Consider the following 26,721-nt stretch of genomic DNA (forward strand, 5'->3'; position numbering starts at 1 on the left):
CAAATTTTTCAGGCAGCACCGAATTCAACCGAGGCGGCTCATGCCATTTCCGAGCTGCTGGTGGCGAACGTGCAGCGATTCAGCCAGGCCAGCATGTCACCGGCCTCCAGCGGCCGCGAGATATAGAAACCCTGGGCTTCCTGGCAGCCCCAGTCGCGGATCACCTTGAGGGTGTGCTCGGTCTCGATGCCTTCGGCGACCACGCGCTGGCCCAGTTCTCGGGCCAGGCTGATCAGCGCGCGCACGATGTTCCAATCCTTACTGCCCGGCTGCAGGTCGTCCATGAACGAGCGGTCGAGCTTCACCGTGTTGGCCGGGATGTCGCGCAGGTACGACCAGTTGCTGTAGCCGCTGCCGAAATCGTCGATGGCGATCTCCACGCCCATGGCCTGGAGCCGCTCGATCTGGGTGATCACCACCGAGAAGTCGCCGACCAGCGCGCTCTCGGTGAACTCCACTTCCAGGCACGAGCCATCCAGTTCGTGGCGCGCCAGCAGACGAACGATCTCGTCGGTCAGGTGATCGTTGTTGAGATCCGCCGCCGATACGTTGATGGCCACCTTGAGGTTCGCGCCCTCGCGGCGCCAGGCATCGATCTGGTTGATCGCCTGGTTGATGACCCAGAAGCTGACCGCGTGGATCAGCGCCGTCTGCTCGGCCAGGGGGATGAATTCGCCTGGGCTGATCTCGCCCAGGATCGGGTGCGTCCAGCGCAGCAGCGCCTCCACGGACAGGCAGGCTCCGCTGTTCAGATCCACGCGCGGCTGGAACACCAGGCGCAGTTGGTCATCGGCACGCACCGCGCCAGCCAGGTCGTTGAGCAGGCGATTGCTGCGCTGCTGCGCGGCGTCCATCTGTTCATCGTAATAGGCCCAGCCCTGCCCCGTTCGGCGCGCCTCATCGGCGGCGCAGACGATCAGGCGCATCCAGTCCTCGGGCACCGCGCCGGGCTCGAGGCGCAGCACGCCGATACCGATCTGCGGCAGCACCGGCAGCTCCTGGCAATGGATGGGCTTGCCGAAGGCTTCGCGCAGCGTGGCGAATACCGCCTCGGCCTGCTCCAGCTGGTTGCCGGGCACTGCACAGGCGAAGCGCAAGGCACTGATCTTGTAGAGCTCCCAGCTGGCCGGCAGCAGGCTGCGCAGGAGGTTCTTCACGGCCAGCGTGAAGTCGGTCAGGAACTGGAAACCGAGCGACTTGAGCATGTCGTTGAGCTGCGCCGGCGACACCAGTTCGATCGCCACGGCCAACGGGCTTTCGCCCCTGTCGATCGCATCGCTGATGTCTTCGTCCAGCTTGGCGTGGTTGTACAGCCCGGTGGTGCCGTCGATGAAGGCGGCGGCGCGCATCTCGTCGAGGCGGGCCACCGCCAGGCGCGCGATCTGTTCCAGCATGGCCTGGTCGGCAGCGGACATCAGCGGGCGCGGCTGGGTGTCGATCACGCACAGGTTGCCGAGCACCAGCCCGCCGTCGAGCACCAGCGGCACGCCGGCGTAGTAGCGGATGCCGGGCTCGCCAGTGACCAGCGGGTTGCCGCGAAAGCGCTCGTCCTGCTGGGCATCGCAGACCTCGACGCTGCCGCCGAGGGCCACGCTATAGGCGCAAAAGGAATCGGCCCGTGGGGTTTCCTGCAGGTCGGTACCCACGCGCGCGCGGAACCACTGGCGCTTGCGGTCGAGAATGGTGATCAGGCAAATGGGCGTGTTGAAGTACAGCGCGGCGATCTTCACCACTTCATCGAGAAACGTATCGCTGTTGCCCTCGACGAAGCACGGATGCTCATCGATCAGCCGCTGCCGGCTCAGCTCGTTCATCGGCAGAGGTGGGTAAGGAGCCAGCATTGTTCTTCTCTCGGTTATTGCGTGCAAAAAAGGGTGCCGGAATCTCTTTCGCAGACCTTCCGGCAGATGATAACCAAATGACATCACAGCCCATAGGGAGTTGCGTGAATCTTTACGACCGCTCGGCGGTTGGCAACACGGCGCATCCAGGCAGCGACGACGGCTTGCTGAATATCAGACCGCATTCAAGAAGTGGAGTGCGGTCAGCGAGTAGACTGGCGCTCACTCGACATCCACCATCAAGCAGGCGCAGCGGCTTGGCGCCAGCGAGTCGACAACGCGAAAGAAAGCGGAACGCGCAGCCGCTTCGAACGCTCTTAGCTAGCAGACACCCCCGTTTGCCTCCCATTACTGCGCTCGCCTTGATGATATGGATCAGTTGACCAAGCCAGCACCCGACGATTTGCTCACCGAGCGCCTCGGTTTCCTCGCCAATGGCGGGCAGGCTGGCCAGCTGCTGCACGCGCTCGATAGCAGTACCTCGCCATTGGGAGCCCCTGCAGGCTGGTCGACGGCCCTCAAGACGCTGATGAGCACCGTGCTGCCAGTAAAGGCGCAGATCGTGCTGTTCTGGGGCCCCCAATACATCGCCCTGTACAACGACGCCTACGCGCCGAGCATCGGCAACAAGCACCCGCGTGCCCTCGGCCGCCCGGCGGTGGAGAACTGGTCGGAGCTGTGGGACGACCTCGAGCCGCTGCTGCGCGGCGTGCGTGAAACCGGCGAGACCTTCTCAGCCAAGGATCGCCCCTTCTACATCGAGCGCCATGGCCGCGGCGAAGCGGTGTATTTCGATGTTTCCTACTCGGCCGTGCGGGAAGCCGACGGCTCGGTTGGCGGTGTGCTGTGCGTGGTCAATGAAACCACTCAGCGCGTGCAGTTCGAGCGCCGCCAGGCCTTTCTGCTCGAACTGGGCCAGGCGCTGCCGTCGGTCAGTGAGCCGGATCAGGTCGAGGCCCTGATCCTGCGCAGGCTGGCCGAAGAGTTGAACGCCTCCCAGGTGTTCCTCGCTGAAAACCTCGATGCCGAGGCGACAGTGGGTCTGCGCCAGAGCGTGGTACCCCAGGCGCCCTGCGGCCAAGCGCTGCAACCTTACAGTGCCGAGCAGAACGCGGTGCTGTTGGCCGGCCGGCCGCTGATCCAGGAAGGCGACGACGCCGCGCCGGCTGCCATGCATGTACCCGTGGTGCGCCATGGCGTACTCGAGGCGGTGCTGGTGATCGAGCACGACAGCCAGCACCTGTTCTCCGACTTCGAAATCCAGCTGGCCGAGGAAACCGCCAAGCTCGCCTGGGTATGGATCACCCACGCCCGCGCCGAGGTGGCGTTGCGGCAGAGCTCCACGCAGCTGTCAGCCATGTTCGACCAGGCCGGGGCCGGCATCGCCGTGTGCGACGCGAGCATGAAGCTGGTGCGTGTGAACGATCACTATTGCCAGATCGTCGGTCGCAGCCGTGCCCAACTGCTCGGTCAGTGCCTGTACGAGCTGGCCGAGTCGGGGGAAAGCGCGCCGGTCACCTCGGCCTGCGAATACAGCGTTCGCCATGGCCGCCCGTTCGAAAACAGCCGCTGCCACAGCCGCCCCGATGGCAGCATGGTGTGGGTACAGAATCACGTTTCACCGCTGCTCGACGAACAGGGCAAGGTCGTCGGCACCATCTGCGTGTGTGTCGACATCAGCGAACGGGTGCGCGCCGAGGCCGAGCTGCGCGAGCTCAACGAGTCCCTCGAAGAGCGCGTCGCCACCATGGTGGCGCAGCGGGAGGCGGCGCTCGCGCAGCTGCATGAAGCCCACAAGATGGAGATGGTTGGCCAGCTCACCGGCGGCATCGCCCACGACTTCAACAACCTGCTGACGCCCATCATGGCTTCGCTGGAACTGATTCGCCGGCGCCTGCCGGACGAGCGCTGCACCAAGCTGGCCGATGGCGCGCTGCAGGCTGCCGACCGCGCGCGCATTCTGGTCGGCCGGCTGCTGACCTTTGCCCGCCGGCAAACCCTCAAGCCGCAACCCGTGGCGCTGTGCACACTGATTCGCAACATGCGCGACCTGATCCAGCGCTCCCTGGGGCCGATGGTCGAGCTGCGCATCGATATCCCGGAACGCATGCCCACGGTGTTCATCGACCCGCACCAGTTGGAGCTGGCGGTGCTCAACCTGGCGGTCAACGCCCGCGATGCCATAGGCGACAACGGCCGGCTGAGCATCGTTGCCGAACTCAACGAGGTGCACGGCGAGAACCCGGCAGGCCTGAGTGGTGGCCAGTATGCCCGCCTGGTACTGAGCGATTCGGGCTGTGGCATGGACGAAGAAACCCTGCGCCGTTGCGCCGAGCCGTTCTACTCCACCAAGGGCGTGGGCAAGGGCACCGGCCTGGGCCTGTCGATGGTCCAGGGCTTGCTGGTGCAGTCGGGCGGCGGCTTCGCCATCGACTCGTCGCCAGGGCACGGCACCCGGGTCAGCCTGTGGCTGCCGACCACCGATGCACCGGCCGCCTGCGAGAAGCCCGAGCGTGACGAGGAAGTGCCGCACGCAGCGCGCCCGACGCATATCCTGCTGGTCGATGACGAAACCCTGGTACGCGATACCACCAGCCTGCAATTGCTCGACCTGGGCTATCAAGTGACCGAAGTGGATTCTGCCGCGGCGGCCCTCAAACTGATCGAAGAAGGCCTGCGCCCGGATGCGCTGGTGACCGACCACATCATGGAAAACAAGACCGGTGCCCAACTGGCCCAGGAACTGCGCCAGCGAATGCCTGACCTGCCGGTGTTGATCATCACCGGTTATGCCAACCTGACGCCCACCCAGATCAGCAGCTTCGAGGTGCTGGCCAAGCCCTTCCGGCGCCGCGACCTGGCTGATCGCCTGGCACGGCTGCTGAGCGCCGATCACTCGGCCAGCTGAGCCGACAGGTGGATCAGGCGCCTTCCAATCCTTGCTTGAATGGCAGCGGCGGCAACCTGACAGAGGTGCCGCCGAGCTTCTCGACCAGCGCTGCTGGCGCCTCGTCGGAGAGTTCCACGACGTGGCCGGCCAGCAGCCCCTCGGATTCAGTGTCCGGATAATCGTCGATCACCCACTGCTCGACTTCCTCGCGGCTTATGCCCAGGGCCTGGGCCAGGACGCTACCGCGTTGCTCGGCCCACAGGCTATCCATTGGCTCGTTACTCATGGGTCCCCCTTTTCTACTGCTGATGATCAACGCGCGGCCATTCAAGCCAGGGAGCCCATTGGCCGGGCACGGCTCTCGGTCTCCCCGCTCGTCAGCTGCTGACGCAGGCGCAATACCAATTGCGAGATGGCACGGGAGCTGGACAGTTCGCCGCGCTGGATACCAGCGGCGCGCAGCAGTACCTGATCGTTCCGGGGTGCGCGAATCTCCAGGGTCATGCTGTCATCGGCTTCGATGGTGCAGCGGCAGTTTAAGGGCAGAAAGGCGGATTCAATGATCTGCCGTTGTTCCAAGATGGACATCATCACGACTCACCTCGAACGCTGAGCGCGTAGTTATATATGAAAGAAAGTGCCTGGCGGCGATAGGCCAATAAGTTCGCCGTTAAAATCCGTGCATCAAGAATGCCAAAAACTTTTCCAATAAAAACAGCGCTGTTCAAAATATTCATCATGCACAATGCAATAACATGCCGGGCGACCCCTGCATTTTGCACGCTCCGTTTAAACCTTCACAACGCACTACCCGTCGAGGTTGCCGTTCATCCTAAAGCACGCCATTCATTTCGAACGAATTGCGCAGAACTTAATTCGTATTTCCTGAGGCATGCCTCACCCCTGAACGACAAGGAGATGAAAATGGCTCATAGCAATCCAGGCAACTTTGCAAATGATCGTACCAAGGCGGCAGAGGCAGGCCGCAAGGGCGGCAAGAACAGCGGCGGCAACTTTGCCAACGACCGTGCAAAGGCCGCAGAAGCAGGCCGCAAGGGCGGCCAGAACAGTCATGGCGGTGGCGGTGGCAGTAAGCAGGAATCCTGACAGCGACAAGCCAGGCCCTGCCCAGGGCCTGGATTTTTTTATAGCGGGATGAAGCGGCCAAACAACAACTAACACCCTATAAGCTGTACATAATAAACCCTTGTACAATTTTTCAATTCACTCCCACCAACAGCGTTACTCGCCAGTGTTTAAAAAAGCGGTACAAGAGTGCCATTTGCAAACAAATTCTTTATCAAAAAACACTCTTTCCTATACAAAACCAACACGCGTACAAACTTATAACAGCGCACCCACCCGTTACTTCATTTCGGCAACAGCTCTCCACCGCCATTGGAACGGGGCACCCGTTATTCAAGAACGGTGCCGACTGCCACTGTGTTGCAAATTCGACTGGTGGTGAACAGGTGCAGGCTCATCGAGCACAGCCATACAAGACCTACGCCGGGCAGACGCACACAGTGAAGCCTTCACACAGGAGGCCTCATGAATACTGCGACGGTACCTCAAGGACACCCCCACGATTGGGCACTGCTGTTTTTACGCGTGACGGGCAGCCTGTTGCTGCTGGTCGTGCACGGGCTGCCCAAGGTGCTCAACTTCCAGGCCGAGCTCGCTTTGATCGAAGATCCGTTCGGGCTGGGCCCGCAGCTGACGCTCGGCTTGGCAATCTTCGCCGAGGTGCTGTGCCCGCTGCTGATCATCGCCGGAACGTTCACCCGGCTCGCCACACTGCCGGTACTGGCCGTGCTGGTGGTGTCGCTGGCAGTCGTGCACCCTGAATGGAGCCTGGGCGAAGGGCAATTTGCCTGGCTGCTGGCGATCATCTTCACCACCCTGCTGATCGCCGGCGCCGGAAAGTTCGCGCTGGGCCAGCGGCTGCCCTGGCAATGAGCCGCCTTGCATGCTGTTGGCCTCTATCGGGTGATCGGGTGTCCGCTCGACGGCACCTTCCGAGCGGGCCCGCCGCAGCAAACTCACGATCGGCAAGGGCAAGCCGTGATCAATTCGACATACGGCACGCAGCGTGACTGAAATCCTTCGCGCAAGCGTCTAGAGTCGGATTGTGGGGCGTGGCAGCAATGCCGGTCAGTGGTCAAACAGTCCGAACTTTTTGCCATTCCCGCACCCTGTATGAACACTGCAACCGACGTTCGGGAACACCATGATCAAATCCGCCAAGCACCGCGCCACCGTCATCTGTCATCAGCACGGCAAAGTCCTGCTGGTGCGCAAGGCCGACGCGAAATGGACCCTGCCAGGCGGCAAGATCGAAGCCAACGAGGGCCCGGCCGAAGCCGCGCTGCGTGAGCTGTGCGAAGAAACGGGGCTGGACAGCCAGGGCCTGGAGTTTCTCGCCCTGCACCAGTTCGACAGCCGCCCGCACCACGTCTTTCGCGTCACGGTGCCGGAAACCCTGGCTGCGCGCCCGCTGAACGAAATCGCCGATTGCCGCTGGTTCTCCACCGCCGACCTGGACATGGCGATCAAGAAGTCCGCGCGCAAGCTACTGGAGCTGTACTTCCCCGGTAATTCCCGGGAGCCCGCCTGATCGGCGGCGGCATGTCCATGGGGGTGCCCTGCCCCCTCGGCTTGGTGTTGAAGAACGGCTCGCAGGCGTGCTCGACACGCCGTTGTCCAGCGATATCGGCAACCCGCCCGGGCGCTCTGGGCCACCAGGCCGCCAGCCTGTAGTCGCAGCCGACCACGGCTCGGCGCAACCTCGACGCCGCGCTGCTGCACGACGCCGGGGCAGGTTCAGCGACGCTGGCTCATGCCAGTTTGAAGCGGTTGACCTGGGTTTGCAGATCGGCCCCCAGGCGCGCCAGGTCGACGCTGGCCGCCGAGGTTTGCTCGGTGGCTGCCGAGGATTGCTCGGCCACGTCGCGAATGCTCGACACGCTGCGGTTGATCTCTTCGGCCACCGAACTCTGCTGCTCAGCGGCGGTGGCGATCTGCTGGTTCATCTGCTGGATTTCCGAGACCGCGGCATTGATCGCGTTCAGCGCGCTGTTGGCCTGCTTGGCGGCGTGCACCGTGGTTTCCGCCTGGGCGCAGCTCTGCCCCATCATCGCCACGGCCTTCTCCGCACCGCTCTGCAGATTGCCGATCAGCCCCTCGATCTGCTCGGTGGACTCCTGGGTACGGCGCGCCAGGGCACGTACTTCGTCGGCTACCACCGCGAAGCCACGCCCCGATTCGCCCGCCCGCGCGGCCTCGATGGCCGCGTTGAGGGCCAGCAGGTTGGTCTGTTCGGCGATGCCCTTGATCACGTCGAGCACGGTACCGATATTGCCGCTGTCATGCTTGAGCGCCTCGATGGCATGGGCCGAGTCCTCGATGGACACCGCCAGTTTCTCGATGCGCGATACCGCCTGCTGGACGGTCTGCTGGCCTTCCTGGGTCTGCTCGTCGGCGTTGCGCGCGTACTCGGCCGCCGATTCGGCGTTGCGTGCGACATCCAGCACGGTGGCGGTCATTTCGTTCATGGCGGTGGCCACCTGCTCGGTTTCCATGCGCTGCTGCGCGACCCCGGCGCTGGTCTGCTCGGTTACCGCCGACAGCTCCTCCGCCGCCGTGGCCAGCTGGGCCACGCCATTGCCCAGGCGCCCCAGCAGGTCGCGCAGGCTCAGGGTCATGTCCTGCATGGCCTGCATCAATTGGCCAAGCTCGTCATTGCGGTCGGCCTTGATATCGCTGGACAGGTCGCCCTTGGCCACCTGCCGCGCCACGCTGACCACCCGCTGCAGGGGGCCGACGATCATGCGGGTGATCAGCAGCGCGCACAGTAGCCCCAGCACGAAGGCGATGGCCGCGGCGCTGAACAGCATGGTCTTGGCCTGGCTGGCGTCACGGTTGAGCAGGTTGAACTGCAGCTCCAGCGCTTTCTCGGCGGCCGCCGCGACCTGACGCGCCCGCTCGGTCATGTCCTCTTCGGTGCTGTCGTACGCGACAATGGACTTGCGCACATTGCCGAACTGTTCGTTGTACTGCTGCAATTGCGCCAACGCCGCCTCGACATCGGCCCGGTCGGACGGATCATCGAGCTCACGCGTCAGCGCGCGGCCCTTCTGTTCCAGCGAGACGAAGTGCTGCTGGAGCAACTTGGCGTACTGCTCGTCCTCGCGCAGCAGAAAGTCCTTTTCCCGGCGGCGTGCCTCGAGCAGCTCCATGCTCAGGGCATTGGCCTGGTTGGCCTGGCTCAGCACGTCGATGCTGGTCTGGTCGCCGCTCAGGCGGATCTGCTCGACGGCGGCCTTGCGCAGGCGCTCCTCCACAACCGCGAAGCGCTCGAGCGCGGCGCGGGCTGCATTTTCCATGGCCTGCTGCGCCGACTGGCTATTTTCGGTGGCTTGCTTGAGGCTCTGCAGTTCATCGCGATAGCCCTGCACGTCCTCCTGGATCTTGCGCATCAACTCCTTGTTCTGCGGGCGCTGCATCTGGTTTTCGCTGGCCTTGGCCTGCTGCTGGACCTGGTCGGTCAAGGCCTCGGCCTGCTGCAGATACTTGTCGTCGCCACGCAGGATGAAGTTTTTTTCCTGCTGGCGCGCCTCGGTCAGCCTGGCGTCGATGCTGCTGACCCCCAGTAATATGTCGAAGCGCCGCAAGGTGGTTTGCAGGGCCGACTGGCCGACCCAGACGATTGCCAAGGTAATGGCCAGGATCAGGCCGAAACCACTGAACAGTTTTTTCCTCACGCTCATGTTGAGCAGTAGATTGGCAATGGACATTGAGTAACTCCCTGATGATGCGAATAGGCCAAAGCCCTTTGGTCACGTGCGCGCCGGCACCTGCAGCAGCGTGAAACGCCTGCCCAGTGAAATGGCCGGTTTTCCCACGGTGTGACCCACCCTATCGGCGGGCAAAAACGAAACTGTAAATTTTGTAAGCCCTGCCGCCATGGCGACTGCGACGCCCGCGCACCGGTGCGCCGAGAGTGAAGCGCGCGTGTCCGTTCGCACGATGGCGAAAGCACATGGCACGGATGCGCAATCGATCGGCAGCGTCGGCGCCGTGGTGAAGTATCCCGGTCTCTGCCCGCCGCCCGTCGGGCAGCGAGGCTTGCTTCAGTGTCCGGAAAGCGAGGGCCGGACGTTTTCCAGCACCTCGTTCATCTTGAACGGCGTGGCCAGCAGCGCCACACCGTTGCCCAGCAACACCTCAGGGTTGCTGGCCTTGCCGGCCTAACCGCGCATCAACAGGGGTCGGCGGGCTCTCGCGCAGGCTCCGCGAACTGAACAACAGGGGCGCAGGATCTGCGCGTATTGCCGCCATCGGCGTACTGGCACGGTAGAGCGCTTTGTGATAATTCGGGCTCTGCCGCAGCGCTTTTCGGGCCACCGAAAATAATGGCGACATGAGATCACTGCCCCCCCTATACTGGGCAAAATTCAATGACATGGAACTGCACCCATGCGCCTCGACACACTGACACTCAAGACCCGCCTAATCATTGCAGTCGCCATCCCCTGCATCGCCCTGATTCTGGTCGCCATGACCAGCCTCAACAGCATGTCGAACATGCAGAAGGAGGCCAGCGCGCTCTACCTCAATACGTCCGCGCCGATGCGCGCCATGGCTGAAGCGGCCTCGCGAATTCCGCGCATGCGCGTGGGCATCGACATGATGCTGCTGCAGGAAACCGCGCTGCGCGACGAGCGTGGAGTGAAAACCCGGGTGCAGGAAGCGCTCAACGAGGACATCCCCGGCATGCGCGAGGCCATGCGCCATGCCGTCGAGGCGCAGGTCAATCCGGAGCGCCGGGCTCAGGCCCAGCGCCTTCTGGATCAGTTCGAGGCGATGGTAAGCGCCGAGCTCATGCCCATGCTGCAGGCGCTGGACGCCGGTGACATGCCCCGTGCCCAGCAGATCTACCGCGACCAGTACGCCAAGAGCTACGGCGTGATGCGCCAGGGCGCCGGTGAACTGCTCGACACCCTGCTGCAGCAGGCCGAGCAGCAAAACCAGCGCAGCACCGACAACTATGAGCAGGGCCGCGTACGCCAGCTGGTGATCATCGCCCTGGGCCTGCTGGTGTCGTTCGTCGCCTCCTGGCTGATCGTCACCAACCTGCGTCGCCGCGTCTCCACCCTGCAGAGCAGCCTGGGCTATGCCGCCGACAACCTGGCACTCAATTCGCGCATCGAACTCAGTGGCAGCGATGAGCTGAGCGACATCGCCCAGAGCTTCAACCGCTTCCTGGAAAAGGTTCACGGCATCATGCAGCAGTTGGCCGGCAACTCCCGCCAGCTGTCCACCATGGCCCGCGACGTGGCCGAGCGCGCCCGCCTGACCCAGAGCAACTGCGTGGCCCAGAGCGATCGCACCGTGCAGGTGGCCACAGCGATCCACGAGCTGGGCTCGACCGTCAACGAAATCGCCGGCAACGCCGAGAACGCCGCCCGCGTGGCCCGCGAAGCCACCGAGCATGCCAATGGCGGCCGTGAGGTAGTGGACCAGGCCAACCGGCAGATCGACGCGCTCAACGGCGAGCTGGAACAGACCGCCAAGGTGGTCGGCGCACTGGCCGGGCAGATCGAGGCGATCAGCGCTACCCTGGGCACCATTCGCAGCATTTCCGAGCAGACCAACCTGTTGGCGCTCAACGCCGCCATCGAAGCCGCCCGCGCTGGCGAACAGGGCCGCGGCTTTGCCGTGGTGGCCGACGAGGTGCGCACCCTGGCGAGCCGCTCGGGGGCCTCGACCGAAGAGATCCAGAAGGTCATCGACCGCCTGCAGACCGAATCGCGCTCGGCGGTCGACGCCATGGCCAAGGGCCGCCAGCAGAGCGAACGGGTGGTCGAGTACGCCGGCAAGGCCTCCGAGGCGCTGGCCCAGATCAACGGCCACATCAGCCAGATCAGTGATCAGAACATCCAGGTCGCCACGGCTACCGAGGAGCAGTCCTGCGTGGTCGAGGAGATCAACCGCAACGTCGAGCAGATCAACCAGTTCACCCAGGAAACCACAGTGATCGCCGACCAGTTGAACGACGCCAGCAGCAACTTGCAGAACCTGTCGCGCCAACTCGACGAGCTGGTCGGCAACTTCAAGCTGTAACGCCTGCGCCGCCAGCCTGGTGCTGGCGGCGTATCTTCAGGGCCTCGCCGTGCTGGTCGACGACAGCAGGCGCGCGCCCAGCACCACCGCCCCGCCCAGATAAGCCACGGCGCTCCACGCGGCCATCAGAATGCCGCCGAAGCGCTGGTCTTCCAGCTGCTCGAAGCCGAACGCGCCCAGGCACAACTCGGCCGGATAGATCAGTTTGGGCGCCATGATCAGCACCACGCCGAGCATGGTCATGTGCACGAAGGTCAGGAAGAAGCCGAACATCGCTGCCGCCAGGCCACGGCGTGAGTCACTGGCGAAGCCGAGCAGCCAGACACCGAGCCCGACGGCGAGAAAGCTGGCCTGCTGGGCAACGAAGGCCCAGACGTTGAGCGCTGCCGCCTCATGCAGCGGCGGCGCATGCCAGCCCCACACCACCACCATCTCGGCAGTGAAGATCAGCGCGATCCCGGCGCTGCTGTGGCGCAGCCCATCCACCCGCAGGCCGGCGCGAGCGAGGCCGATGGCCAGCAGCGGCGCGGCCAGCGCCACCACGCCGAGGTGCAAGAGCATGTGGGCGGAAAACGCCGTGCGGCTCATCGCCGGCAGCGGCCCCAGCCAGCAGGCGGCCAGCACCAGGAAACCGAGCAGCAGCGGCCAGTTGCGTGCAGTTTTACCCACGGCGGCGCCCTCCCCGGGCCGCTCAGCCATTGCCGGCTTGCGCAAGGGCGGCGGAGATTTCCCGCGCCGCATCGGCCGCCGTCCTCTGCGGGGAAATCAGGCTGACCAGCTCACCAGCCGGGCTCATCAGGTATACCGAGCCGGTGTGGTCGAGCATGTAGGTATCGCCCATCGGCACCTTGCGAACGTATACCCCGTAGGCGTCGGCAACCTGGCGGATCTGTTCCGGGCTGCCGGTCAGGCCGAGGATGCGTTCATCGAAAAACCTCGTGTAGGCGGCCAGCACCTCCGGCGTGTCGCGTTCCGGGTCGAGGCTGATGAACAGTGGCTGCAGGCGGGCGCCCTGCTCGCCGAGGCCGTCGAGCAGCTTGGCGATCTGCACCAGGGTGGTCGGGCAGACATCGGCGCAGCGGGTGAAGCCGAAGAACACCAGCAGCCATTGGCCCTCGAAGCTCTGCTCGGTCACGCGCCGCCCATCGGGGCCCTGCAGTTCGAACGGCCCGCCGATGCGCTGGCCGCCATCCACGGCCGCGGCCAGCGGAACAGGCGCCGGCCACAGCTGGAAGGACAGCGGCAAGGCCGCGAGCAGCAACAGGATGAGCACAGCGCTGGCGATCCAGGTGGGTTTCACGTACGCGGCCTCCTCGCCCAGCGCCGGCAGCGCCCCAGTGCCTGCCTCGACTTACTGACCGCAGGTGATCAGCTGCAGTGCGATCTGTAAAAGGTAACCGCAGGTCTCAGGCGCCGCTGCTCAGACCTTGGTCGTCGACGACAGTTGCAGCCAGACCGAGAAGGCCCCCAGGCCGGCCCAGAAAACGGTGAACATCCAGGGTGAGCGCAGGGAGAAGCGCAGCGACTTGTAATAGCTGTCCTGGCTGGATTCGTGCTCGCTGAACAGCGGCGACTCGTCATAGGCATGGCCGAACCGGGGCTCGCTACGCAGCAACTGCTCCTGCTTGAAATGCCAGTGGCCGATGATCGCCGCCGAGGCGCGGATGCCCGGCCAGGCATTCAGCGAACTGACGATACCCAGCAGCGCCAGCAGGGTCGGTACCACCAGGGTAAACAGGTCGCCCCAGCCCGGATTGGCGTTGGCCATCGACGAGGCGTAGGCGATCACCAGAAACGACTGGGCCGCGAGGTAGGCGTTGGTGCGATCGGCCATCAGATTGGTTTCGTACTGGATTTCCCGCCGGTAGAAATCCAGGCGCTCCTTGGGGGTGCCGAACATCATCGAGTCGGAGACTTCGCCGTTTTCCGCAGGGGGTTCGGGATCGCTGGAGATGATGATTCTGGACACTAGGAAGGTACCGATACGAAGAAGGTGAGTGATGACGGCGACGCCGTGCAGCCGCGCTGTACGGCGTCGCCTGGGCAATTAGCGCTTGGCTTCGGTGTCCGGCGCTTCTGAACGGGTCAGGAAGGCGTCGGTGAGCTCAGGCAGGTGGTTCTTGATCCACTCGGCCATCGCCTCCTCTTGGGGCAGGATGGTCTCGCAGACACGCTGGGTTTCCCGGTCGCCAGCCGCCTTGGCAGTTGCGATCAGCACCGTGTAGGAGGCGATTTCGAGGTTCTCGAACACGTAGCCGCTCATCGCACCCTTGACCACCCCATCGCTCATCACCGAGCCGCCGACCGCCTGGCCGAAGGCGCTGAGCTTGCCGGCGAGATCCTTGAGCATCGAGGGTTTCTCGCCAAGGCGTTCCAGGCAACCTTCCAGCAATTCGCGCTGGCCCTGGGTTTCCTCGATGTGCTGCTTGATACGGGTCTTGAGCTTGGGATAATGCTCGAGGCGTGATGCCTGCGCTTTCAACATCTGCTCGGCCTGCTGCTCCATGGCATGGGCGTCGCGCAGCCAGCTCAACAGGTTTTCGGTCTTGGTCGCCATGATCATTCGCTCCGAACGTGATTGAAGATTCATTATTGGGAACGAGCCGCCAACCAATACGTTCGCAATTAAGGACGAGCGGTTATTTACAGCCCACACATTTATCGAAGAGGGCTGACCCCACACTGAACAACCCAACTTGAAGTAACCATGAATAAAACCATTAATTCCTGCACACGCCCTGAATAACCTATACAAACATCCGCTTGTATAAAGTTATTTGTATAGATATGCGGGCTAGCGGCTGCAAATAAAAAGCCCCGCGAAGTGCGGGGCTCGGAAACAGCTGGCGCTCAGGCCGTCGGGCGCTGGCGATGATCCAGGCTGCGACGCGTCCACATCATCTTGGCGGCGGTCGGGCTCACCGGCGCGCCGGTGAAGGTGGGCAGCTGGCGGCGCACCCAGCGGGCGCCGGTGCCTTTCCAGGAGATTTCGCCGCTGACCAGCTTCTGGTCGCGCTCGAGCTCGTGCGCCAGGGCACGCAGCTCGTTCTGATCAACCACGGTACGGCGATCCACCGCCCTGCACAGCTGAGTCGCGCCACCCTTGGCAACTGTCAGCAGAAATTTTCCATCCGGGCGCGGCGTCAACGTGATTTCGTGATCAGGCAGCGCAGATGCAAGCACTTCAATGGCAACAGCAGTCATTGGAAAACTCCCTTGGTGAATGACGATTTAACGTCACTCGATATTGCACACTGCATGCCAATTCAAGGAAGTTAGTAAACACCTGTAAACAGGGCACTTCAGGCAACTTTCGCACCCGCCGACAATGCAAAGTGCAAGATACAACTTCAGGGGCACCGCATTTTGCATGCCATCAAAATACAACTACCGAAGATTATCCTGACACCTATTTACAGCGCTGTTTACCAGTTAATTTACAATGCTTACAAAGCAACAAAATACTGCCTTTATATAGGCAGCACTGGTCAATGTCCCGTGGCACGACCGCCCGTAGGCGGCCCGCCATTGGCACGGCTCAAGGTCGCAGGATGACCTTGCGGCAATCGTCCTCCTGCTTGTCGAACAGGCGGTAGCCTTCGGCAGCATCGGACAGGTTCATGCGGTGACTGATGATCACCTCTGGCTGCAGCACACCACTCTGGATGCGCTCCAGCAGATCCGGTAGCAGACCGTGCACATGGGTCTGGCCCATCTTGAAGGTCAGCCCCTTGTCGAAGGCGTCGCCAAACAGGAAACCGTGGATGAACCCCGCATAGACACCCGGCACGCTCACCGTGCCGCCGCGCCTCACCGCGGCGATGCACTGGCGCAACGCCTTGCCGCTGCTGCCTTCGAGCTTGAGCTGGGTGAGCAGGGTCTCGGTGGCGCTGCCCTTGGCTTCGAAGCCCACCGCATCGATCGCGGCATCCACGCCGCGGTGACCTTCGGTCTGCTCGATGATCGCTTCGGCCGGGTCATCGACCTTGTCGAAATTGATCGGCACCACGCCATAGGTGGCGCGTGCGTATTCGAGGCGGTACGGCTGGTTGTCGACCATGAAGATCTGCCTGGCGCCGAGCATCCGCGCGCAGGCAGCGGCCATCAGCCCTACAGGGCCGGCACCGTAGATGGCTACGCTGCTGCCCTCCTTCACCCCGCCATTGATCACTGCCTGGTAGCCGGTCGGCAGGATATCGGTGAGAAACAGCACGCGCTCATCATCGAGCTCGTCGGGGATCTTGAATGGCCCGGCATTGGCCTTGGGCACGCGCACCAGCTCGGCCTGGCCGCCGGGCATGCCGCCATACAGGTGGCTGTAACCGAACAGCGCGGCGCCGGAGGGGATCTGCTTCTTGTTGAGGATGGCGCCGCGGCCGTCATTGGTGGTTTCGCAGGCGGCATGCAGGTTCATGTCGCAGAAGAAGCAACTGCCGCAGGCGATCACGAACGGCACGATCACCCGGTCGCCCTTGCGCACCGCCGTGACGGCGCTGCCGACCTCTTCGACGATGCCCATGAACTCATGGCCGAACACATCGCCGTGTTTCACTTGGGGAATCTTGCCGCGGTACAGGTGCAGGTCCGAGCCGCAGATCGCGGTGGCGGTTACCCGCAGGATGATGTCGTCCGGCTCCTGGATGACGGGGTCGGGTACGTTGTCGACGCGAACGTCGTGGCTGCCGTGGTAGGTCAATGCACGCATGCTGCTCTCCAGAACGAGGTTTGTGGGCCTGTTCTAGAGTCCGAGGAAACGCCGGCCGGTTTGGTTCAGCCGCGAGGATGAGTGGCCGCTTACGCTTGTGGTACGGGCCTTTGCAGCATTTCCAGGGCCTGGGCGACGCGCTCGGCGAGCGTGCCGTGCAGCTCGTGATAGGCCCAGCCGCGGCGCTGCAATTCGTCGCGATACCAGGCCTGCTGACGGCGGCGAAAGCGGTCGTCCTGGCGGGTGCCGTCCTGCACGAAAGGGAAATCGTCGGCGCACAAGAAGGTGTGCGCGTACGGCCGTTCAGCCAGGCGCTGCAGCTCGGGCTCGGCGCGCCCGAACATCGCGCCGCTGTAGAACAGCGTGGTCAGCGGCGAGGTGTCGCAGACCAGGTAGCGATTGGCGCGCTCGGCAGCGGCGTTCTCGTGGGCGACCTGGGTGCGGCCGATATGCAGCAGGTCGTGGTATTCGAGCACGCCGCCCTTGGCCAGCCAGTGCTCACGGCCAAACTCGGCGACATGCACACTACCCAACGCCCGCGCCAGGGCTGCGGCCAGGCTGCTCTTGCCGGTGGACTCGCCGCCCAGCAGCACGATCCGCTCGACGAAATCGGCATACACCGGCGGCGCGAGAAACCCCTTGAGGCCGTGGGGATCCTCACGCAAGCGGGTGCCGGAGATCGGCACGGCAGTACGGGCCTGATCGACGCAGACATGCTGCACCGGGTGACCGAAACACGCGGCCAGGTGCGCGGCAAAGCCATCGCCATAGCCTTCACTGGTGAACACCGCCTCCACCGTGGTGCCGAGCACCACCTGGCACAGCTCGGCGACGAACTGACGCTGCTGGTGATCGGGCGCTTCGTTGTGCGGCAAATCGGGCAGCAATTTGCCCTCGCCGCGCCAGGCCTGGATGCACACAGGGGTGACCGCCAGCGCCGGCACCTCGGGAAAGCACGCCTGCAGCCAGCGCTGGCGGCGCGGCGCCTCGCAAGCGGGCAGCTCGGGCAACGAGTAGCTGAGCAGAAAGAGCTGCTCGCACTGGGCGAGCGCCGTACGAATCAGCAGCTCGTGGCCCAGGTGCAGCGGCGCGAACTTGCCGACCACCAGGCCGCGTCGAAAGGCTTTGCCCATCTCAGGCCAACCGCTCCTGTGCTTGCAATGCGCGGCGCCAGCGGTACAGGCCGTACCAGGCATTGCACCAGAACAGGCCATACAGCCCGGCCGTGAGGTACAGCTCGCGAGAGGCGAACAGCGGCACGGCCAGGGTATTGACCAGCAGCCAGCCATACCAGGTTTCCAGGCGTCGGCGCATCAGCAGCAGCTGCGCCAGCACGCTGAAGGTCAGCACCAGGGAGTCCACCAAGGGCGCGTAGGCATCGGTAAAGCGATGCAGCAACAGACCGTAGGCGACGGCAACGATCACCGCCATGGCCAGATAGCCGAGCAATGCCCGCGCCGGCGTGCGGCTGATCGGCAACTCGCCGCCGGCATTGCCACGCTGCCAGGCCCACCAGCCCATCACACTGGTGACGATGAAAAAGCCTTGCAGGGTGACATCGGCATACAGCTGCACGGTAAAGAACAGCCAGCCGAACAGCAGGCAGCCGAGGATACCCACCGACCAGGTGTGCACGCTGTTGCGCGCCGCCAGCCACACGGCGATCAGGTTGGCGATATTGGCAAACAGCTCCAGGGGGCTGGGCATCAACGGATCCTTGTCAGGGCAGCCAGGTCAGGAAAGAGGTGGGCGCCATGCGGGTGGTCGATGGCGCAGCATAGCGCAACGCCTGCGGCCAACGCGCGCAGTCAAGCGCTGGCTTGCTACTATCGCCCGCTGCACAACCCACGCGAGGATGCCCATGAGTGATGACCGCCCCACCCGCACGCGCTCGTGTCTGCCGGCGGGCAAGGCGCCGACCCTGGCGGATGTCGCCAAGGTCGCCGGCGTATCACCGATCACCGTGTCGCGCACCCTCAACCAGCCGCAGATCGTGCGCGCCGAATTGCGCGAAAGGGTGTTTCGCGCGGTACAGCTAACCGGCTACGTGCCGGCCATGCTCACCGAAGCCAGCGCACAGCGCAGCCGGCTGATCTCCCTGTTGGTGCCGACCGTGGCCAATTCGATCTTCGCGGACACCGTGCAGGCACTGATCGACACCCTTACCGAAGCGGGCCACGAAACCCTGATCGGTTTGACCAACTACAGCGCCGAGCGCGAAGAGCAGCTGCTCGACACCATCCTGCGCCGCCGCCCCGACGGCATCGTGCTCACCGGCACGTTGCACACCAAGGCCAGCCGCACGCGCCTGTCGCGCTCGGGCATTCCCATCGTCGAAACCTGGGACCTGGCGCCACGACCGCTGGACATGCTGGTGGGCTTTTCCCACGAGGCGATCGGCGTGGCCATCGCCCGCTACCTGACCGCCAAGGGCTACCGGCGCTTTGCCGTGGTAACCCTCGACGACCCACGCGGCCAACGCCGCTGCGACAGCCTGGTCGGGGAATTGGCCAGCCAGGGTATTGGTGAGGTGCCGCGGGTGGTGTTGCCGCCACCGGCGACTGTCGACCTTGGCCGCGAGGGGCTGCAACGGCTGCTGGCCGCAGGCGAACGACCGGAGGTGCTGGTGTGCAGCTCCGACACCCTGGCTCACGGCGTGCTGGTGGAGGCCGCCGAACGCGGCATCCGTGTGCCGGACGACCTGGCGGTGATGGGTTTTGGCGACCTGAACGTCGCCGTGCACCTGCAGCCGACATTGTCTACCGTGCGCATCAACGGCGCGGAGATCGGCCTGCAGGCAGCCCACGCCCTGCTGCAGCGCCTCGACCATCCCCACGCGGAGCCGGTGAAGGTGCGCATCGATAGCGGTTTCAGCATCGTCGAGCGGCAGAGCGCCTGAAAGCTGCTTTCCCCTGTTAGACGGATATCTGACAAGAGCAGCGATCCCTGTGGGAGCGGGCCATGCCCGCGAAGAATCGCAGGCACGGACTGGATACCTTCACCCGCCTGCGCAAATCACCGACCACGCGATAGCCGCGGCGGTACACCAAGGGGTAGAAAGGCCCCTCAGCGCCAATTCGCCAACCAACCCAAGCCATCTTCGGTAAGCCCACGTGGGTTGTATTCGCAGCCGATCCAGCCGTCGTAGCCCAGCTCGTCGAGCAGCGCGAACAGGTAGGCGTAGTTCACTTCGCCAAGGTCCGGCTCATGGCGATCCGGCACCCCGGCGATCTGGATATGCCCGACCCCCGCCTGGAACCGTTTGAAGCAGGCGGCCAGGTCACCTTCCATGATCTGCGCATGGAAGAAATCCATCTGCACCTTGAGGTTGGGCTCGCCCAACTCGGCGACGATGGCATGCCCCTCGGCCTGCCGGTTGATGAAGTAGCCCGGTATGGAGCGGGTGTTGATCGGCTCGATCAGCAGGGTCAGATTCTGCTCGGCAAGCCGCCGGGCCGCGTAGCGCAGGTTGTCCAGGTACACCTCGCGCATGCGTGGGCGCAGCGCCTCGTCACTGACCAGCCCGGCCATCGCATGCAGTCGCGGGCAGCCCAGGGCCTGGGCGTATTCGATGGCCTGGTCGACGCTTTCACGGAACTGCGCCTCGCGCCCCGGCAAGGCGGCGATACCCCGCTCGCCGGCGGCGAAGTCGCCCGGCGGCAGGTTGAACAGCACCTGACTCAAGCCATTTTCGGCCAATCGCTCAGCCAGCTCGGCAGCCGGATAGTCATAGGGAAACAGGTACTCCACGCCCTTGAAGCCGGCGGCAGCGGCGCGGGCGAAGCGCTCCGTGAAGGGCGCATCAGTGAACATCATGCTCAGGTTGGCAGCGAAACGTGGCATTGCGATCACCATTGGGCGCCGAAGGTCTGGCGCAGCTCGTCAATTTGTTCATCGTTTAGAGGCCGCGTCGGTTGCTGGCGCAGCAGCAGGTACAGCTTGGCGGTCTCCTCGAGTTCTTCGATGGCGTAGGTGGCCGCCTCCAGGTTCTTGCCCGACACCACGGGCCCGTGGTTGGCCAGCAGCACCGAGCTGTGCTGGCCGACCAGGCCGCGAATCGCCTCGCCCAGCTGCGGGTCACCCGGGCGGTGGTAGGGAATCAGCGGCAGGCGCCCCACTCGCATGACGAAATACGGCGTCAGCGGCGGCAGGCAGGAACTCGCATCCAGGCAATCGAGACAGGACACCGCCGCCGAATGGGTGCAGTGCAGGTGCACGATGGCGCCCGAGTCGTCACGCCCCTCGTACACCGCGCGGTGCAGGAAGGCTTCCTTGGAGGCCGGTTTGCCGGCCAGGTGATTGCCCTGCCAGTCGAGCTTGGCGATGTCGGCCGGGTCCAGCCGGCCGAGGCAGGCATTGGTGGGCGTCAGCAGCCAGCCATCGTCGAGGCGCACGCTGATGTTGCCCGACGAGCCGGGGCTCAGGCCTCGCCCGTAGAGGGAGCGGCCGATCTCGACGATTTCTTCGCGCAACAGGCTCTCTTTGCTCATGCCAGTTTCCCCCAGGCCTTGACCATGAAGTCGCTGCTGCCGAAATTGCCGGACTTGAGCGCCAGCGCCAAGGGTTTGCCGGCACGCCCCAGGGTTTGCGTCCAGGGCACGCCCGGGTCGATGCTCGGGCCGATGCGCAGGCCCCCGATATCCAGGGCGTTCACCACCGCGCCCGAGGTTTCGCCGCCGGCGACCAGCAGTTGCCCGACGCCCTGCTCGTCCACCAATGCTCGGGCGATGGCGGCTAGCGCAGCCTCGACGCGCTCGCCCACCTGCTGGCTGCCGAACTGCTGCTGCACGCGGCGTACTTCCTCGGGCGGGCTGCTGGCGTAGATCAGCACCGGCCCTTGTTGCCCGGCGGCCCAGGCCAATGCCTCGGCGACCAGCTCGTCGCCACGGGCCATCAGCTCGCCGGCCTCGAGGCGAAACGCCGGGTACAGCGCTGCCGCCTGCTCCACCTGCGCCAAGGTGGCCCGCGAGCAGCTGCCACTGAGGATCGCCTGGCGCCCCCAGCCTGGGTCCAGTTTGCCGGCTTCGCTACCCGCGCCCAGCAGGCCCCGGGCCTTCCAGTCCTGGGCCAGGCCGAGGGCCAGGCCGGAGCCTGCGGTTACCAGGGGCAACTGCGCGCAGGCGGCGCCCAGTACGCTCAAATCGTCATTGTCGGTGGCATCGCTGATGGCGATGCCGACCCCTTCGCCACGCAGTTCGGCGATCCGCTGGCGGGTCGCCGCGACGCCAGCACGCAGGGTGCGGTAGTCGATCAGGCCGACGCGCTGACGGGTCTGCGGTTGCAGCACGCGCATCAGGTTGGCGTCCCCCATCGGCGTGAGCGGATGGTCCTGCATGCCGCTCTCGTTGAGCAGCACGTCGTTGGCGAACAGGTAACCGTTGAACACGCTGCGGCGGTTTTCCGGGAATGCCGGGCAGGCGATGGTGAAATCGCTGCCCAGGGCGCTCATCAAGGCGTCGCTGACCGGGCCGATATTGCCTTCGGCAGTGGAGTCGAAGGTCGAACAGTACTTGAAGTAGAACTGCCGGCAGCCCTGCGCCTGCAGCCATTGGAGGGCCTGCAGCGACTGCTTTACCGCCTCCTCGGGCGGCAGGTTGCGCGACTTCAGCGCGACCACCAGCACCTCGGCCTCGCCAAGCTCCAGCGGGCGCTGCGGGATGCCGATGGTCTGCACGGTGCGCGCGCCACCGCGCACGAACATGCTGGCAAGGTCGGTGGCGCCGGTGAAGTCATCGGCAATGCATCCGATCAGCGGCATGGTCACATCTCCTCGTTGGCGGCGACAGGCAGCTGGATGCCGGGAAAGATCTTCGCCACGGCGATGTCATCCTCGCGGCCCAGGCCGGCGGCCGAGGCCTGCTTGAACATCTGGTGCGCGCTGGCCGTCATCGGCAGCGGGAAAACCGCGTCCTGGGCACTGTCGAGTACCAGGCCGAGGTCCTTGACGAAGATATCGACGGCCGAGCGCGGCTGGTAATCGCCGGCCAGCAGGTGCGGCACGCGGTTCTCGAACATCCAGGAGTTGCCGGCGCTATGGCTGATCACCTCGTACAGCGCCTTCGGGTCGCAGCCCTGGCGGATGCCATAGGCCATGGCTTCGGCAGCAGCGGCGATATGCACGCCGGCGAGCAGCTGGTTGACCAGCTTGATCTGCGAGCCCTGCCCGGCTTCATCGCCGAGGCGATAGACCTTGGCCGCCACAGCCGCCAACGCGGCTTCGCACTGCTGGAACGCCGTCGCAGGCCCCGAGGCCATGATGGTCAGCTCACCGGCGGCGGCGCGCACCGCGCCACCGGAAATGGGCGCATCGAGCATCGCCACCTGGTGCTCGGCCAGGCGTTTGGCGATACGCCGCGCGGCGGCGGCGGCAATCGTTGCGCAGGCCACCACCACCGTGCCCGGGCGCAGGCGTGCCGCGATGCCCTGCTCGTCGAACAGCAACGCTTCGGTTTGCCGAGCATTGACCACCACGATGAACAGCACGTCGCTGCCCGCAGCCTGATCGCCCAGGCTGGCGACCGGCAGGCCGCCCTCGGCGGCGAAGGCCCGGCGCACCTCGTCGCGAATGTCGTAGCCCCAGACCGGCAGGCCAGCGCGCAACAGCGAGCGCGCCATGCCCAGGCCCATGGAACCGAGCCCGATCACGCCAATGGTGGATGTGGCTGTCATGTTGTGACTCCTCTTGTGATTGTTATCAGGCCGTCGAAAAACTACCTGCGTTGCCGCCGCTTCGTTGAAAACAGCCTCAAAATGCTCATGTACAACTCGTACACTCCGCTTTCTCGGCTGTTTTCGCCTCGCGTCCGCTGCCTCGCTAACGTTTTTCAACGGCCTGTTATCCGTCGCCATCAGCCTCGCTGCGCGCCTCACGCAGGCGGGTTTCGGCGTTGCACAGGTGCGTGGAGGCGGCCTGGCGCGCGGCCTCGCTGTCGCCGGCGGCGATGGCCTCCAGCAAGGCGTGGTGTTCGTGGTCGACCTGCTGCATGTAGTGGGCGTTGCGCGCCTCGTTGCGGCGGGTCACGGCAATGGCCTGCTGCAGCAACTGGTGCAAAAAATCGATGGTTTCCAGAAAGTGCTGGTTGCCGGTCGCGGCCACCACGCAGCGGTGAAAGGCCAGGTCCTGCCTGACGCCGTCCTCACCACGCTCGACCGCTTCGTCGAGTTCGGCCAGGGCGTTGCGCATCGCCCGCAGGTGGGCATTGTCGCGACGGCTGGCGGCCAGCTCGGCGGCCTTTGTTTCCAGTGCGCTGCGCAGTTCAAGGATCTCCACCACCGCCGAGAAATCGCCTTGCGGCTGCGACAGGCGCAAGGCCACCGAGGGCTTGCTGGTCACGTAGGTGCCACTGCCCTGGCGGGAAATGAGCATGCCTTCGCGCTTGAGCATGGAAATGGCCTCGCGCACCACAGTGCGGCTGACCCCGTACTGGTCGCACAAGGCCTGCTCGGTGGGCAGCCGCGTACCGGCGCCCAGCTCGCCGTCGTGCACCGCCTCGCTCAGGCGCTTGGCCAGCCTCTCGGCGAGCTTGGGGGTGGCTTCGTTCAGCATCTGCACAGTGATCTCCCGGCAACCTTCCCGACGGTTCTCGCGCGCCTCGAACTCACGAGAACGACGCGAACGGTTGCGCCAACGTTAAATTCATCATACAACATGACAACTTCCTGTCACCTAGTTCATCCAACAACAAGAATACGGGGCATCCGAATGCCCGGATATTCTCCCCAGCGGAGCGTGATCCATGAACATACTGGTAACTGGCGGCGCCGGCTTTCTCGGTGCAAGACTGATCGAGGCGCTGCTCTCGCCCGATGCGCACGACCTCCTGCCGCCTGGCGGGCGCATCGTTTCGGCGGATCTGGCCGCCTGCCCGATCATCGATCCACGCGTCGAGTCGCGCACCGGCGACATTGCCGATCCCGCCTTCCTCGCCTCGCTGATCGATGCCGACACCCACCTGATCTATCACCTGGCCGCCATCGTAAGCGGCCAGGCCGAAGCGGACTTCGACCTCGGCCTGCGCATCAATTTCGACGCCACCCGCGCCCTGCTCGAACACTGCCGCCAAGCGGGCCGGGCGCCGCGCTTCATATTCGCCAGTTCCCTCGCGGTATTCGGCGGGCCGCTGCCCGAGCAGGTGCCCGAGTCACTCTCACCGCTGCCGCAGTCGTCCTACGGGGCGCAGAAGGCCATGGCCGAACTGCTGATCAACGACTACTCGCGCAAGGGCTTCGTCGATGCTCGCGTGTGTCGGTTGCCGACGATTTCCGTGCGCCCCGGCAAACCCAACGCCGCCGCCTCGTCGTTCGCCAGCGGCATCCTGCGTGAACCGCTGGCCGGCCAGGCCAGCAACTGCCCGGTGCCGCTCGACACCCGCCTGTGGCTGTCCTCGCCCGGCACGGTGATCGCCAACCTGATTCATGCCGCGCGCCTGGAGGCCGAGGCCCTCGGCCAGCGCCGCACGCTCAACCTGCCGGGCATCAGCGTGCGGGTCAGCGAGATGCTCGACAGCCTCGCCCGGGTTGGCGGCGAAGCGGCGCGCCAGCGGGTCAGCCATGAGCCGGACGAGCGCATCCAGCGCATCGTGTGCAGCTGGCCCGGCGACTTCGACATCACCCGCTCGCGTGAACTGGGCTTCACCGCCGACCAGGACTTCGACGCGGTGATCAGGGCTCACCAACGCGACATGAGTCGTTAGCCAACGCGGCCAGCGCCGCAACCGTTGCATCTAATAACAACAAGAGGAATCCACCATGCAAGCAACCTCCATCGCCGGGCCACAGCTGATGGTTGGCCTGGTTCTGGCCATCGTCGTGCTCATCGTGCTCGTGCTCAAGACCCGTATCCACGCGCTGCTGGCTTTGATCATCGCCGCGTCCATCTCCGGCCTGGTCGGCGGCATGGCGCCCGATGCCCTGGTCAAATCGATCACCACCGGCTTCGGCACCACGTTGTCCACCATCGGCCTGGTGATCGGCTTCGGGGTGATGATGGGCCGCCTGCTGGAAGTCTCCGGCGCGGCCGAACGCATGGCCTACAGTTTCGTGCGCTGGCTGGGCAACAAGCGTGAAGAGTGGGCGATGATGGTCACCGGCTACATCGTCTCGGTACCGATCTTCTGCGATTCGGCATTCGTCATCCTCAATCCGCTGGTGCGCGCGCTGTCGCGCAACACCGGCAAATCCATGCTGACCCTGGGCATCGCCCTGGCCGGCGGCCTGATGCTCACCCACCACGCGGTGCCGCCAACCCCGGGGCCGCTGGGCATCGCCGGGATCTTCAATATCGATGTCGGCCTGATGATGTTCTGGGGCGTGGTGTTCACATTGCCCGCTACCTTCGTGCTGGTCGCCTACGCCCGCTTCATGGGGCCGCGCATCGAGGCGATGATCGCCCAGAGCGGCCAGGCGCCCGTCGATCCGGCGGTGGCCTATCGCGACGTGCTGCAGCGCGCGGACGAGCGTGAAGCCGAGCTGCCGCCGCTGTGGCTGTCGATGCTGCCGATCCTGTTGCCGATTCTGCTGATCTTCGCCAACACCCTGATCGGCGTGGTCGCCAAGCTGGATGCCGGCAGCACCTTGCAGCAGAGCCTGCTCGGCCAGACCGTGGCCTTTCTCGGCAACCCGGTGATCGCGGTCGGCCTGGGCGTGGTCGTCGCCCTTTATGGCCTGGTGCCGCGTCGTCCCCGCGATGAAGTGATCGCCGAGATGGAAAAGGGTGTGGAAAGCGCCGGGATCATCCTGCTGGTGACCGGCGCCGGTGGCGCCCTGGGCGCCGTGCTGCGTGACAGCGGCGCCGGCCAGTACATGGGCGAATGGGTGGCGACGCTGCCGTTGCCGGCGGTGCTGATCCCCTTCGTGATCGCCTCGCTGGTGCGCCTTATCCAGGGCAGCGGCACCGTGGCGATGATCACCGGTGCGTCGATCTCTGCGCCGATCCTGGCGACCATCCCCGATGTGAACATGGTGTTCGCCGCCCAGGCCGCCGCCATTGGTTCGATGGTCTTCGGCTACTTCAACGACAGCTACTTCTGGGTGGTCAACCGCATGCTGGGCGTGAAGAACGCCAAGCATCAGTTGCTCACCTGGTCGGTGCCCACCACCCTGGGCTGGCTCACCTCGCTGCTGACGCTTCTGCTGTTCAACGCCATTCTTGGTTGAGCGCC

General features: G+C 64.6%; 25 protein-coding genes and 3 pseudogenes. 10 read left to right on the plus strand and 18 right to left on the minus strand.

Translation table 11 applies throughout. The features are described 5' to 3' along the window. Positions 1-38 precede the first annotated feature (38 nt). Positions 39-1,841 (minus strand): sensor domain-containing phosphodiesterase, encoded by a 1,803-nt coding sequence (locus QYS36_RS10350; RefSeq protein WP_308839400.1) that lies wholly within the window; start codon positions 1,839-1,841, stop codon positions 39-41. A 370-nt stretch (positions 1,842-2,211) separates the two neighbouring features. On the opposite strand from QYS36_RS10350, the gene QYS36_RS10355 reads away from it, so the two are divergent. After that, positions 2,212-4,749: a PAS domain-containing protein gene (locus QYS36_RS10355; RefSeq protein ID WP_308839401.1), complete on the plus strand. Its 2,538-nt coding sequence runs from the start codon at positions 2,212-2,214 to the stop codon at positions 4,747-4,749. A 13-nt stretch (positions 4,750-4,762) separates the two neighbouring features. Here QYS36_RS10355 and QYS36_RS10360 read toward each other — a convergent pair whose 3' ends face one another. Both QYS36_RS10360 and QYS36_RS10365 read right to left on the minus strand, forming a co-directional pair. Then, positions 4,763-5,017, minus strand: coding sequence for a hypothetical protein (locus tag QYS36_RS10360; RefSeq protein ID WP_308839402.1), 255 nt, complete (start codon positions 5,015-5,017; stop codon positions 4,763-4,765). A gap of 41 nt (positions 5,018-5,058) precedes the next feature. Beyond that, complete coding sequence (locus QYS36_RS10365) at positions 5,059-5,322, minus strand: DUF1652 domain-containing protein (RefSeq protein ID WP_308839403.1); 264 nt, start codon at positions 5,320-5,322, stop codon at positions 5,059-5,061. Positions 5,323-5,670: 348 nt separating this feature from the next. Here QYS36_RS10365 and QYS36_RS10370 point away from each other — a divergent pair. The 3 genes and pseudogenes from QYS36_RS10370 to QYS36_RS10380 all read left to right on the plus strand — a co-directional run. After that, positions 5,671-5,838, plus strand: a pseudogene (locus tag QYS36_RS10370) (general stress protein); the annotation flags it as partial. Between the two features lie 444 nt (positions 5,839-6,282). After that, a complete protein-coding gene (locus QYS36_RS10375; RefSeq protein ID WP_308839404.1) occupies positions 6,283-6,690 on the plus strand; it encodes a DoxX family protein in 408 nt (135 codons plus the stop codon). A gap of 271 nt (positions 6,691-6,961) precedes the next feature. Beyond that, positions 6,962-7,348, plus strand: a complete 387-nt coding sequence (locus tag QYS36_RS10380) for an NUDIX domain-containing protein (protein ID WP_308839405.1) — start codon at positions 6,962-6,964, stop codon at positions 7,346-7,348. 220 nt (positions 7,349-7,568) lie between these two features. On the opposite strand, the gene QYS36_RS23965 is transcribed toward QYS36_RS10380, so the two are convergent. Both QYS36_RS23965 and QYS36_RS23970 read right to left on the minus strand, forming a co-directional pair. Beyond that, the gene (locus QYS36_RS23965) at positions 7,569-8,453 is read right to left on the minus strand and encodes a methyl-accepting chemotaxis protein (protein ID WP_374990445.1); all 885 of its coding nucleotides are present in this window, start codon (positions 8,451-8,453) and stop codon (positions 7,569-7,571) included. Beyond that, positions 8,427-9,527, minus strand: a pseudogene (locus tag QYS36_RS23970) (HAMP domain-containing protein); the annotation flags it as partial. The gene QYS36_RS23965 and the pseudogene QYS36_RS23970, both read right to left, overlap by 27 nt. A gap of 217 nt (positions 9,528-9,744) precedes the next feature. Here QYS36_RS23970 and QYS36_RS10390 point away from each other — a divergent pair. The 3 genes and pseudogenes from QYS36_RS10390 to QYS36_RS23980 all read left to right on the plus strand — a co-directional run bounded on the left by QYS36_RS10390 (position 9,745) and on the right by QYS36_RS23980 (position 11,856). Next, positions 9,745-9,984, plus strand: coding sequence for a hypothetical protein (locus tag QYS36_RS10390; protein ID WP_308839407.1), 240 nt, complete (start codon positions 9,745-9,747; stop codon positions 9,982-9,984). A gap of 225 nt (positions 9,985-10,209) precedes the next feature. Next, positions 10,210-10,998, plus strand: a pseudogene (locus QYS36_RS23975) (MCP four helix bundle domain-containing protein); the annotation flags it as partial. 57 nt (positions 10,999-11,055) lie between these two features. Further along, complete coding sequence (locus QYS36_RS23980) at positions 11,056-11,856, plus strand: methyl-accepting chemotaxis protein (RefSeq protein ID WP_374990446.1); 801 nt, start codon at positions 11,056-11,058, stop codon at positions 11,854-11,856. Between the two features lie 36 nt (positions 11,857-11,892). Here the strand turns inward: QYS36_RS23980 and QYS36_RS10400 are convergent, their stop codons facing one another. The 8 genes from QYS36_RS10400 to pnuC form a co-directional block, all read right to left on the minus strand. Continuing rightward, entirely contained in the window at positions 11,893-12,525 is a 633-nt protein-coding gene (locus QYS36_RS10400) for a cytochrome c oxidase assembly protein (RefSeq protein WP_308839409.1), read from the minus strand. A gap of 22 nt (positions 12,526-12,547) precedes the next feature. Further along, positions 12,548-13,156: an SCO family protein gene (locus tag QYS36_RS10405; protein ID WP_308839410.1), complete on the minus strand. Its 609-nt coding sequence runs from the start codon at positions 13,154-13,156 to the stop codon at positions 12,548-12,550. A 120-nt stretch (positions 13,157-13,276) separates the two neighbouring features. Beyond that, positions 13,277-13,825 (minus strand): hypothetical protein, encoded by a 549-nt coding sequence (locus QYS36_RS10410; RefSeq protein WP_374990440.1) that lies wholly within the window; start codon positions 13,823-13,825, stop codon positions 13,277-13,279. A 78-nt stretch (positions 13,826-13,903) separates the two neighbouring features. Beyond that, entirely contained in the window at positions 13,904-14,413 is a 510-nt protein-coding gene (locus QYS36_RS10415) for a DUF892 family protein (protein WP_308839411.1), read from the minus strand. Between the two features lie 293 nt (positions 14,414-14,706). Then, the gene (locus tag QYS36_RS10420; RefSeq protein ID WP_308839412.1) at positions 14,707-15,060 is read right to left on the minus strand and encodes a DUF3509 domain-containing protein; all 354 of its coding nucleotides are present in this window, start codon (positions 15,058-15,060) and stop codon (positions 14,707-14,709) included. 334 nt (positions 15,061-15,394) lie between these two features. Then, positions 15,395-16,561: a zinc-dependent alcohol dehydrogenase gene (locus tag QYS36_RS10425; RefSeq protein ID WP_308839413.1), complete on the minus strand. Its 1,167-nt coding sequence runs from the start codon at positions 16,559-16,561 to the stop codon at positions 15,395-15,397. An 89-nt stretch (positions 16,562-16,650) separates the two neighbouring features. Further along, complete coding sequence (locus tag QYS36_RS10430; RefSeq protein WP_308839414.1) at positions 16,651-17,694, minus strand: AAA family ATPase; 1,044 nt, start codon at positions 17,692-17,694, stop codon at positions 16,651-16,653. Position 17,695: 1 nt separating this feature from the next. After that, entirely contained in the window at positions 17,696-18,268 is a 573-nt protein-coding gene (pnuC, locus tag QYS36_RS10435; protein WP_308839415.1) for a nicotinamide riboside transporter PnuC, read from the minus strand. Between the two features lie 154 nt (positions 18,269-18,422). Here pnuC and QYS36_RS10440 point away from each other — a divergent pair, with 154 nt between their 5' ends. Further along, on the plus strand, positions 18,423-19,460 hold the full coding sequence (locus tag QYS36_RS10440) for a LacI family DNA-binding transcriptional regulator (RefSeq protein WP_308839416.1): 1,038 nt from the start codon (positions 18,423-18,425) through the stop codon (positions 19,458-19,460). A gap of 167 nt (positions 19,461-19,627) precedes the next feature. Here the strand turns inward: QYS36_RS10440 and otnI are convergent, their stop codons facing one another. Genes otnI through QYS36_RS10465 form a run of 5 tightly spaced genes read right to left on the minus strand, consistent with a single transcriptional unit; the run spans position 19,628 to position 24,107 of the window. Continuing rightward, entirely contained in the window at positions 19,628-20,404 is a 777-nt protein-coding gene (otnI, locus tag QYS36_RS10445; RefSeq protein ID WP_308839417.1) for a 2-oxo-tetronate isomerase, read from the minus strand. A gap of 5 nt (positions 20,405-20,409) precedes the next feature. Beyond that, the gene (otnC, locus tag QYS36_RS10450) at positions 20,410-21,051 is read right to left on the minus strand and encodes a 3-oxo-tetronate 4-phosphate decarboxylase (RefSeq protein WP_308839418.1); all 642 of its coding nucleotides are present in this window, start codon (positions 21,049-21,051) and stop codon (positions 20,410-20,412) included. Next, positions 21,048-22,319 (minus strand): 3-oxo-tetronate kinase, encoded by a 1,272-nt coding sequence (gene otnK / locus QYS36_RS10455; RefSeq protein ID WP_308839419.1) that lies wholly within the window; start codon positions 22,317-22,319, stop codon positions 21,048-21,050. Before otnK ends, otnC begins: the two co-directional genes overlap by 4 nt. Positions 22,320-22,321: 2 nt before the next feature. After that, positions 22,322-23,410: an L-threonate dehydrogenase gene (gene ltnD / locus QYS36_RS10460; RefSeq protein WP_308839420.1), complete on the minus strand. Its 1,089-nt coding sequence runs from the start codon at positions 23,408-23,410 to the stop codon at positions 22,322-22,324. Beyond that, a complete protein-coding gene (locus tag QYS36_RS10465) occupies positions 23,397-24,107 on the minus strand; it encodes a FadR/GntR family transcriptional regulator (RefSeq protein ID WP_308839599.1) in 711 nt (236 codons plus the stop codon). Before QYS36_RS10465 ends, ltnD begins: the two co-directional genes overlap by 14 nt. A gap of 190 nt (positions 24,108-24,297) precedes the next feature. Between QYS36_RS10465 and denD the strand changes: the two genes are divergently transcribed. After that, a complete protein-coding gene (denD, locus tag QYS36_RS10470) occupies positions 24,298-25,254 on the plus strand; it encodes a D-erythronate dehydrogenase (protein ID WP_308839421.1) in 957 nt (318 codons plus the stop codon). 55 nt (positions 25,255-25,309) lie between these two features. Continuing rightward, positions 25,310-26,716 (plus strand): gluconate:H+ symporter, encoded by a 1,407-nt coding sequence (locus QYS36_RS10475; protein WP_308839422.1) that lies wholly within the window; start codon positions 25,310-25,312, stop codon positions 26,714-26,716. Positions 26,717-26,721 lie beyond the last annotated feature (5 nt).

The organism is Pseudomonas sp. G34, from assembly GCF_031119625.1.
In the GTDB taxonomy this organism is placed as follows: domain Bacteria; phylum Pseudomonadota; class Gammaproteobacteria; order Pseudomonadales; family Pseudomonadaceae; genus Aquipseudomonas.

Excerpts from the sequence above, each read along its gene's own strand:
- otnK (WP_308839419.1), bottom strand. The coding sequence starts at position 22,319 with ATGCCGCTGATCGGATGCATTGCCGATGACTTCACCGGCGCCACCGAC.
- otnC (WP_308839418.1), bottom strand. The coding sequence starts at position 21,051 with ATGAGCAAAGAGAGCCTGTTGCGCGAAGAAATCGTCGAGATCGGCCGC.
- QYS36_RS10380 (WP_308839405.1), top strand. The coding sequence starts at position 6,962 with ATGATCAAATCCGCCAAGCACCGCGCCACCGTCATCTGTCATCAGCAC.
- QYS36_RS23980 (WP_374990446.1), top strand. The coding sequence starts at position 11,056 with ATGGCCCGCGACGTGGCCGAGCGCGCCCGCCTGACCCAGAGCAACTGC.
- QYS36_RS10440 (WP_308839416.1), top strand. The coding sequence starts at position 18,423 with ATGAGTGATGACCGCCCCACCCGCACGCGCTCGTGTCTGCCGGCGGGC.
- QYS36_RS10430 (WP_308839414.1), bottom strand. The coding sequence starts at position 17,694 with ATGGGCAAAGCCTTTCGACGCGGCCTGGTGGTCGGCAAGTTCGCGCCG.
- denD (WP_308839421.1), top strand. The coding sequence starts at position 24,298 with ATGAACATACTGGTAACTGGCGGCGCCGGCTTTCTCGGTGCAAGACTG.
- QYS36_RS10465 (WP_308839599.1), bottom strand. The coding sequence starts at position 24,107 with ATGCTGAACGAAGCCACCCCCAAGCTCGCCGAGAGGCTGGCCAAGCGC.
- QYS36_RS10365 (WP_308839403.1), bottom strand. The coding sequence starts at position 5,322 with ATGATGTCCATCTTGGAACAACGGCAGATCATTGAATCCGCCTTTCTG.
- otnI (WP_308839417.1), bottom strand. The coding sequence starts at position 20,404 with ATGCCACGTTTCGCTGCCAACCTGAGCATGATGTTCACTGATGCGCCC.
- ltnD (WP_308839420.1), bottom strand. The coding sequence starts at position 23,410 with ATGGCGACGGATAACAGGCCGTTGAAAAACGTTAGCGAGGCAGCGGAC.
- QYS36_RS10475 (WP_308839422.1), top strand. The coding sequence starts at position 25,310 with ATGCAAGCAACCTCCATCGCCGGGCCACAGCTGATGGTTGGCCTGGTT.
- QYS36_RS10375 (WP_308839404.1), top strand. The coding sequence starts at position 6,283 with ATGAATACTGCGACGGTACCTCAAGGACACCCCCACGATTGGGCACTG.
- QYS36_RS10350 (WP_308839400.1), bottom strand. The coding sequence starts at position 1,841 with ATGCTGGCTCCTTACCCACCTCTGCCGATGAACGAGCTGAGCCGGCAG.
- QYS36_RS10415 (WP_308839411.1), bottom strand. The coding sequence starts at position 14,413 with ATGGCGACCAAGACCGAAAACCTGTTGAGCTGGCTGCGCGACGCCCAT.
- QYS36_RS23965 (WP_374990445.1), bottom strand. The coding sequence starts at position 8,453 with ATGCAGGCCATGCAGGACATGACCCTGAGCCTGCGCGACCTGCTGGGG.
- QYS36_RS10425 (WP_308839413.1), bottom strand. The coding sequence starts at position 16,561 with ATGCGTGCATTGACCTACCACGGCAGCCACGACGTTCGCGTCGACAAC.
- QYS36_RS10420 (WP_308839412.1), bottom strand. The coding sequence starts at position 15,060 with ATGACTGCTGTTGCCATTGAAGTGCTTGCATCTGCGCTGCCTGATCAC.
- pnuC (WP_308839415.1), bottom strand. The coding sequence starts at position 18,268 with ATGCCCAGCCCCCTGGAGCTGTTTGCCAATATCGCCAACCTGATCGCC.
- QYS36_RS10360 (WP_308839402.1), bottom strand. The coding sequence starts at position 5,017 with ATGAGTAACGAGCCAATGGATAGCCTGTGGGCCGAGCAACGCGGTAGC.
- QYS36_RS10355 (WP_308839401.1), top strand. The coding sequence starts at position 2,212 with ATGGATCAGTTGACCAAGCCAGCACCCGACGATTTGCTCACCGAGCGC.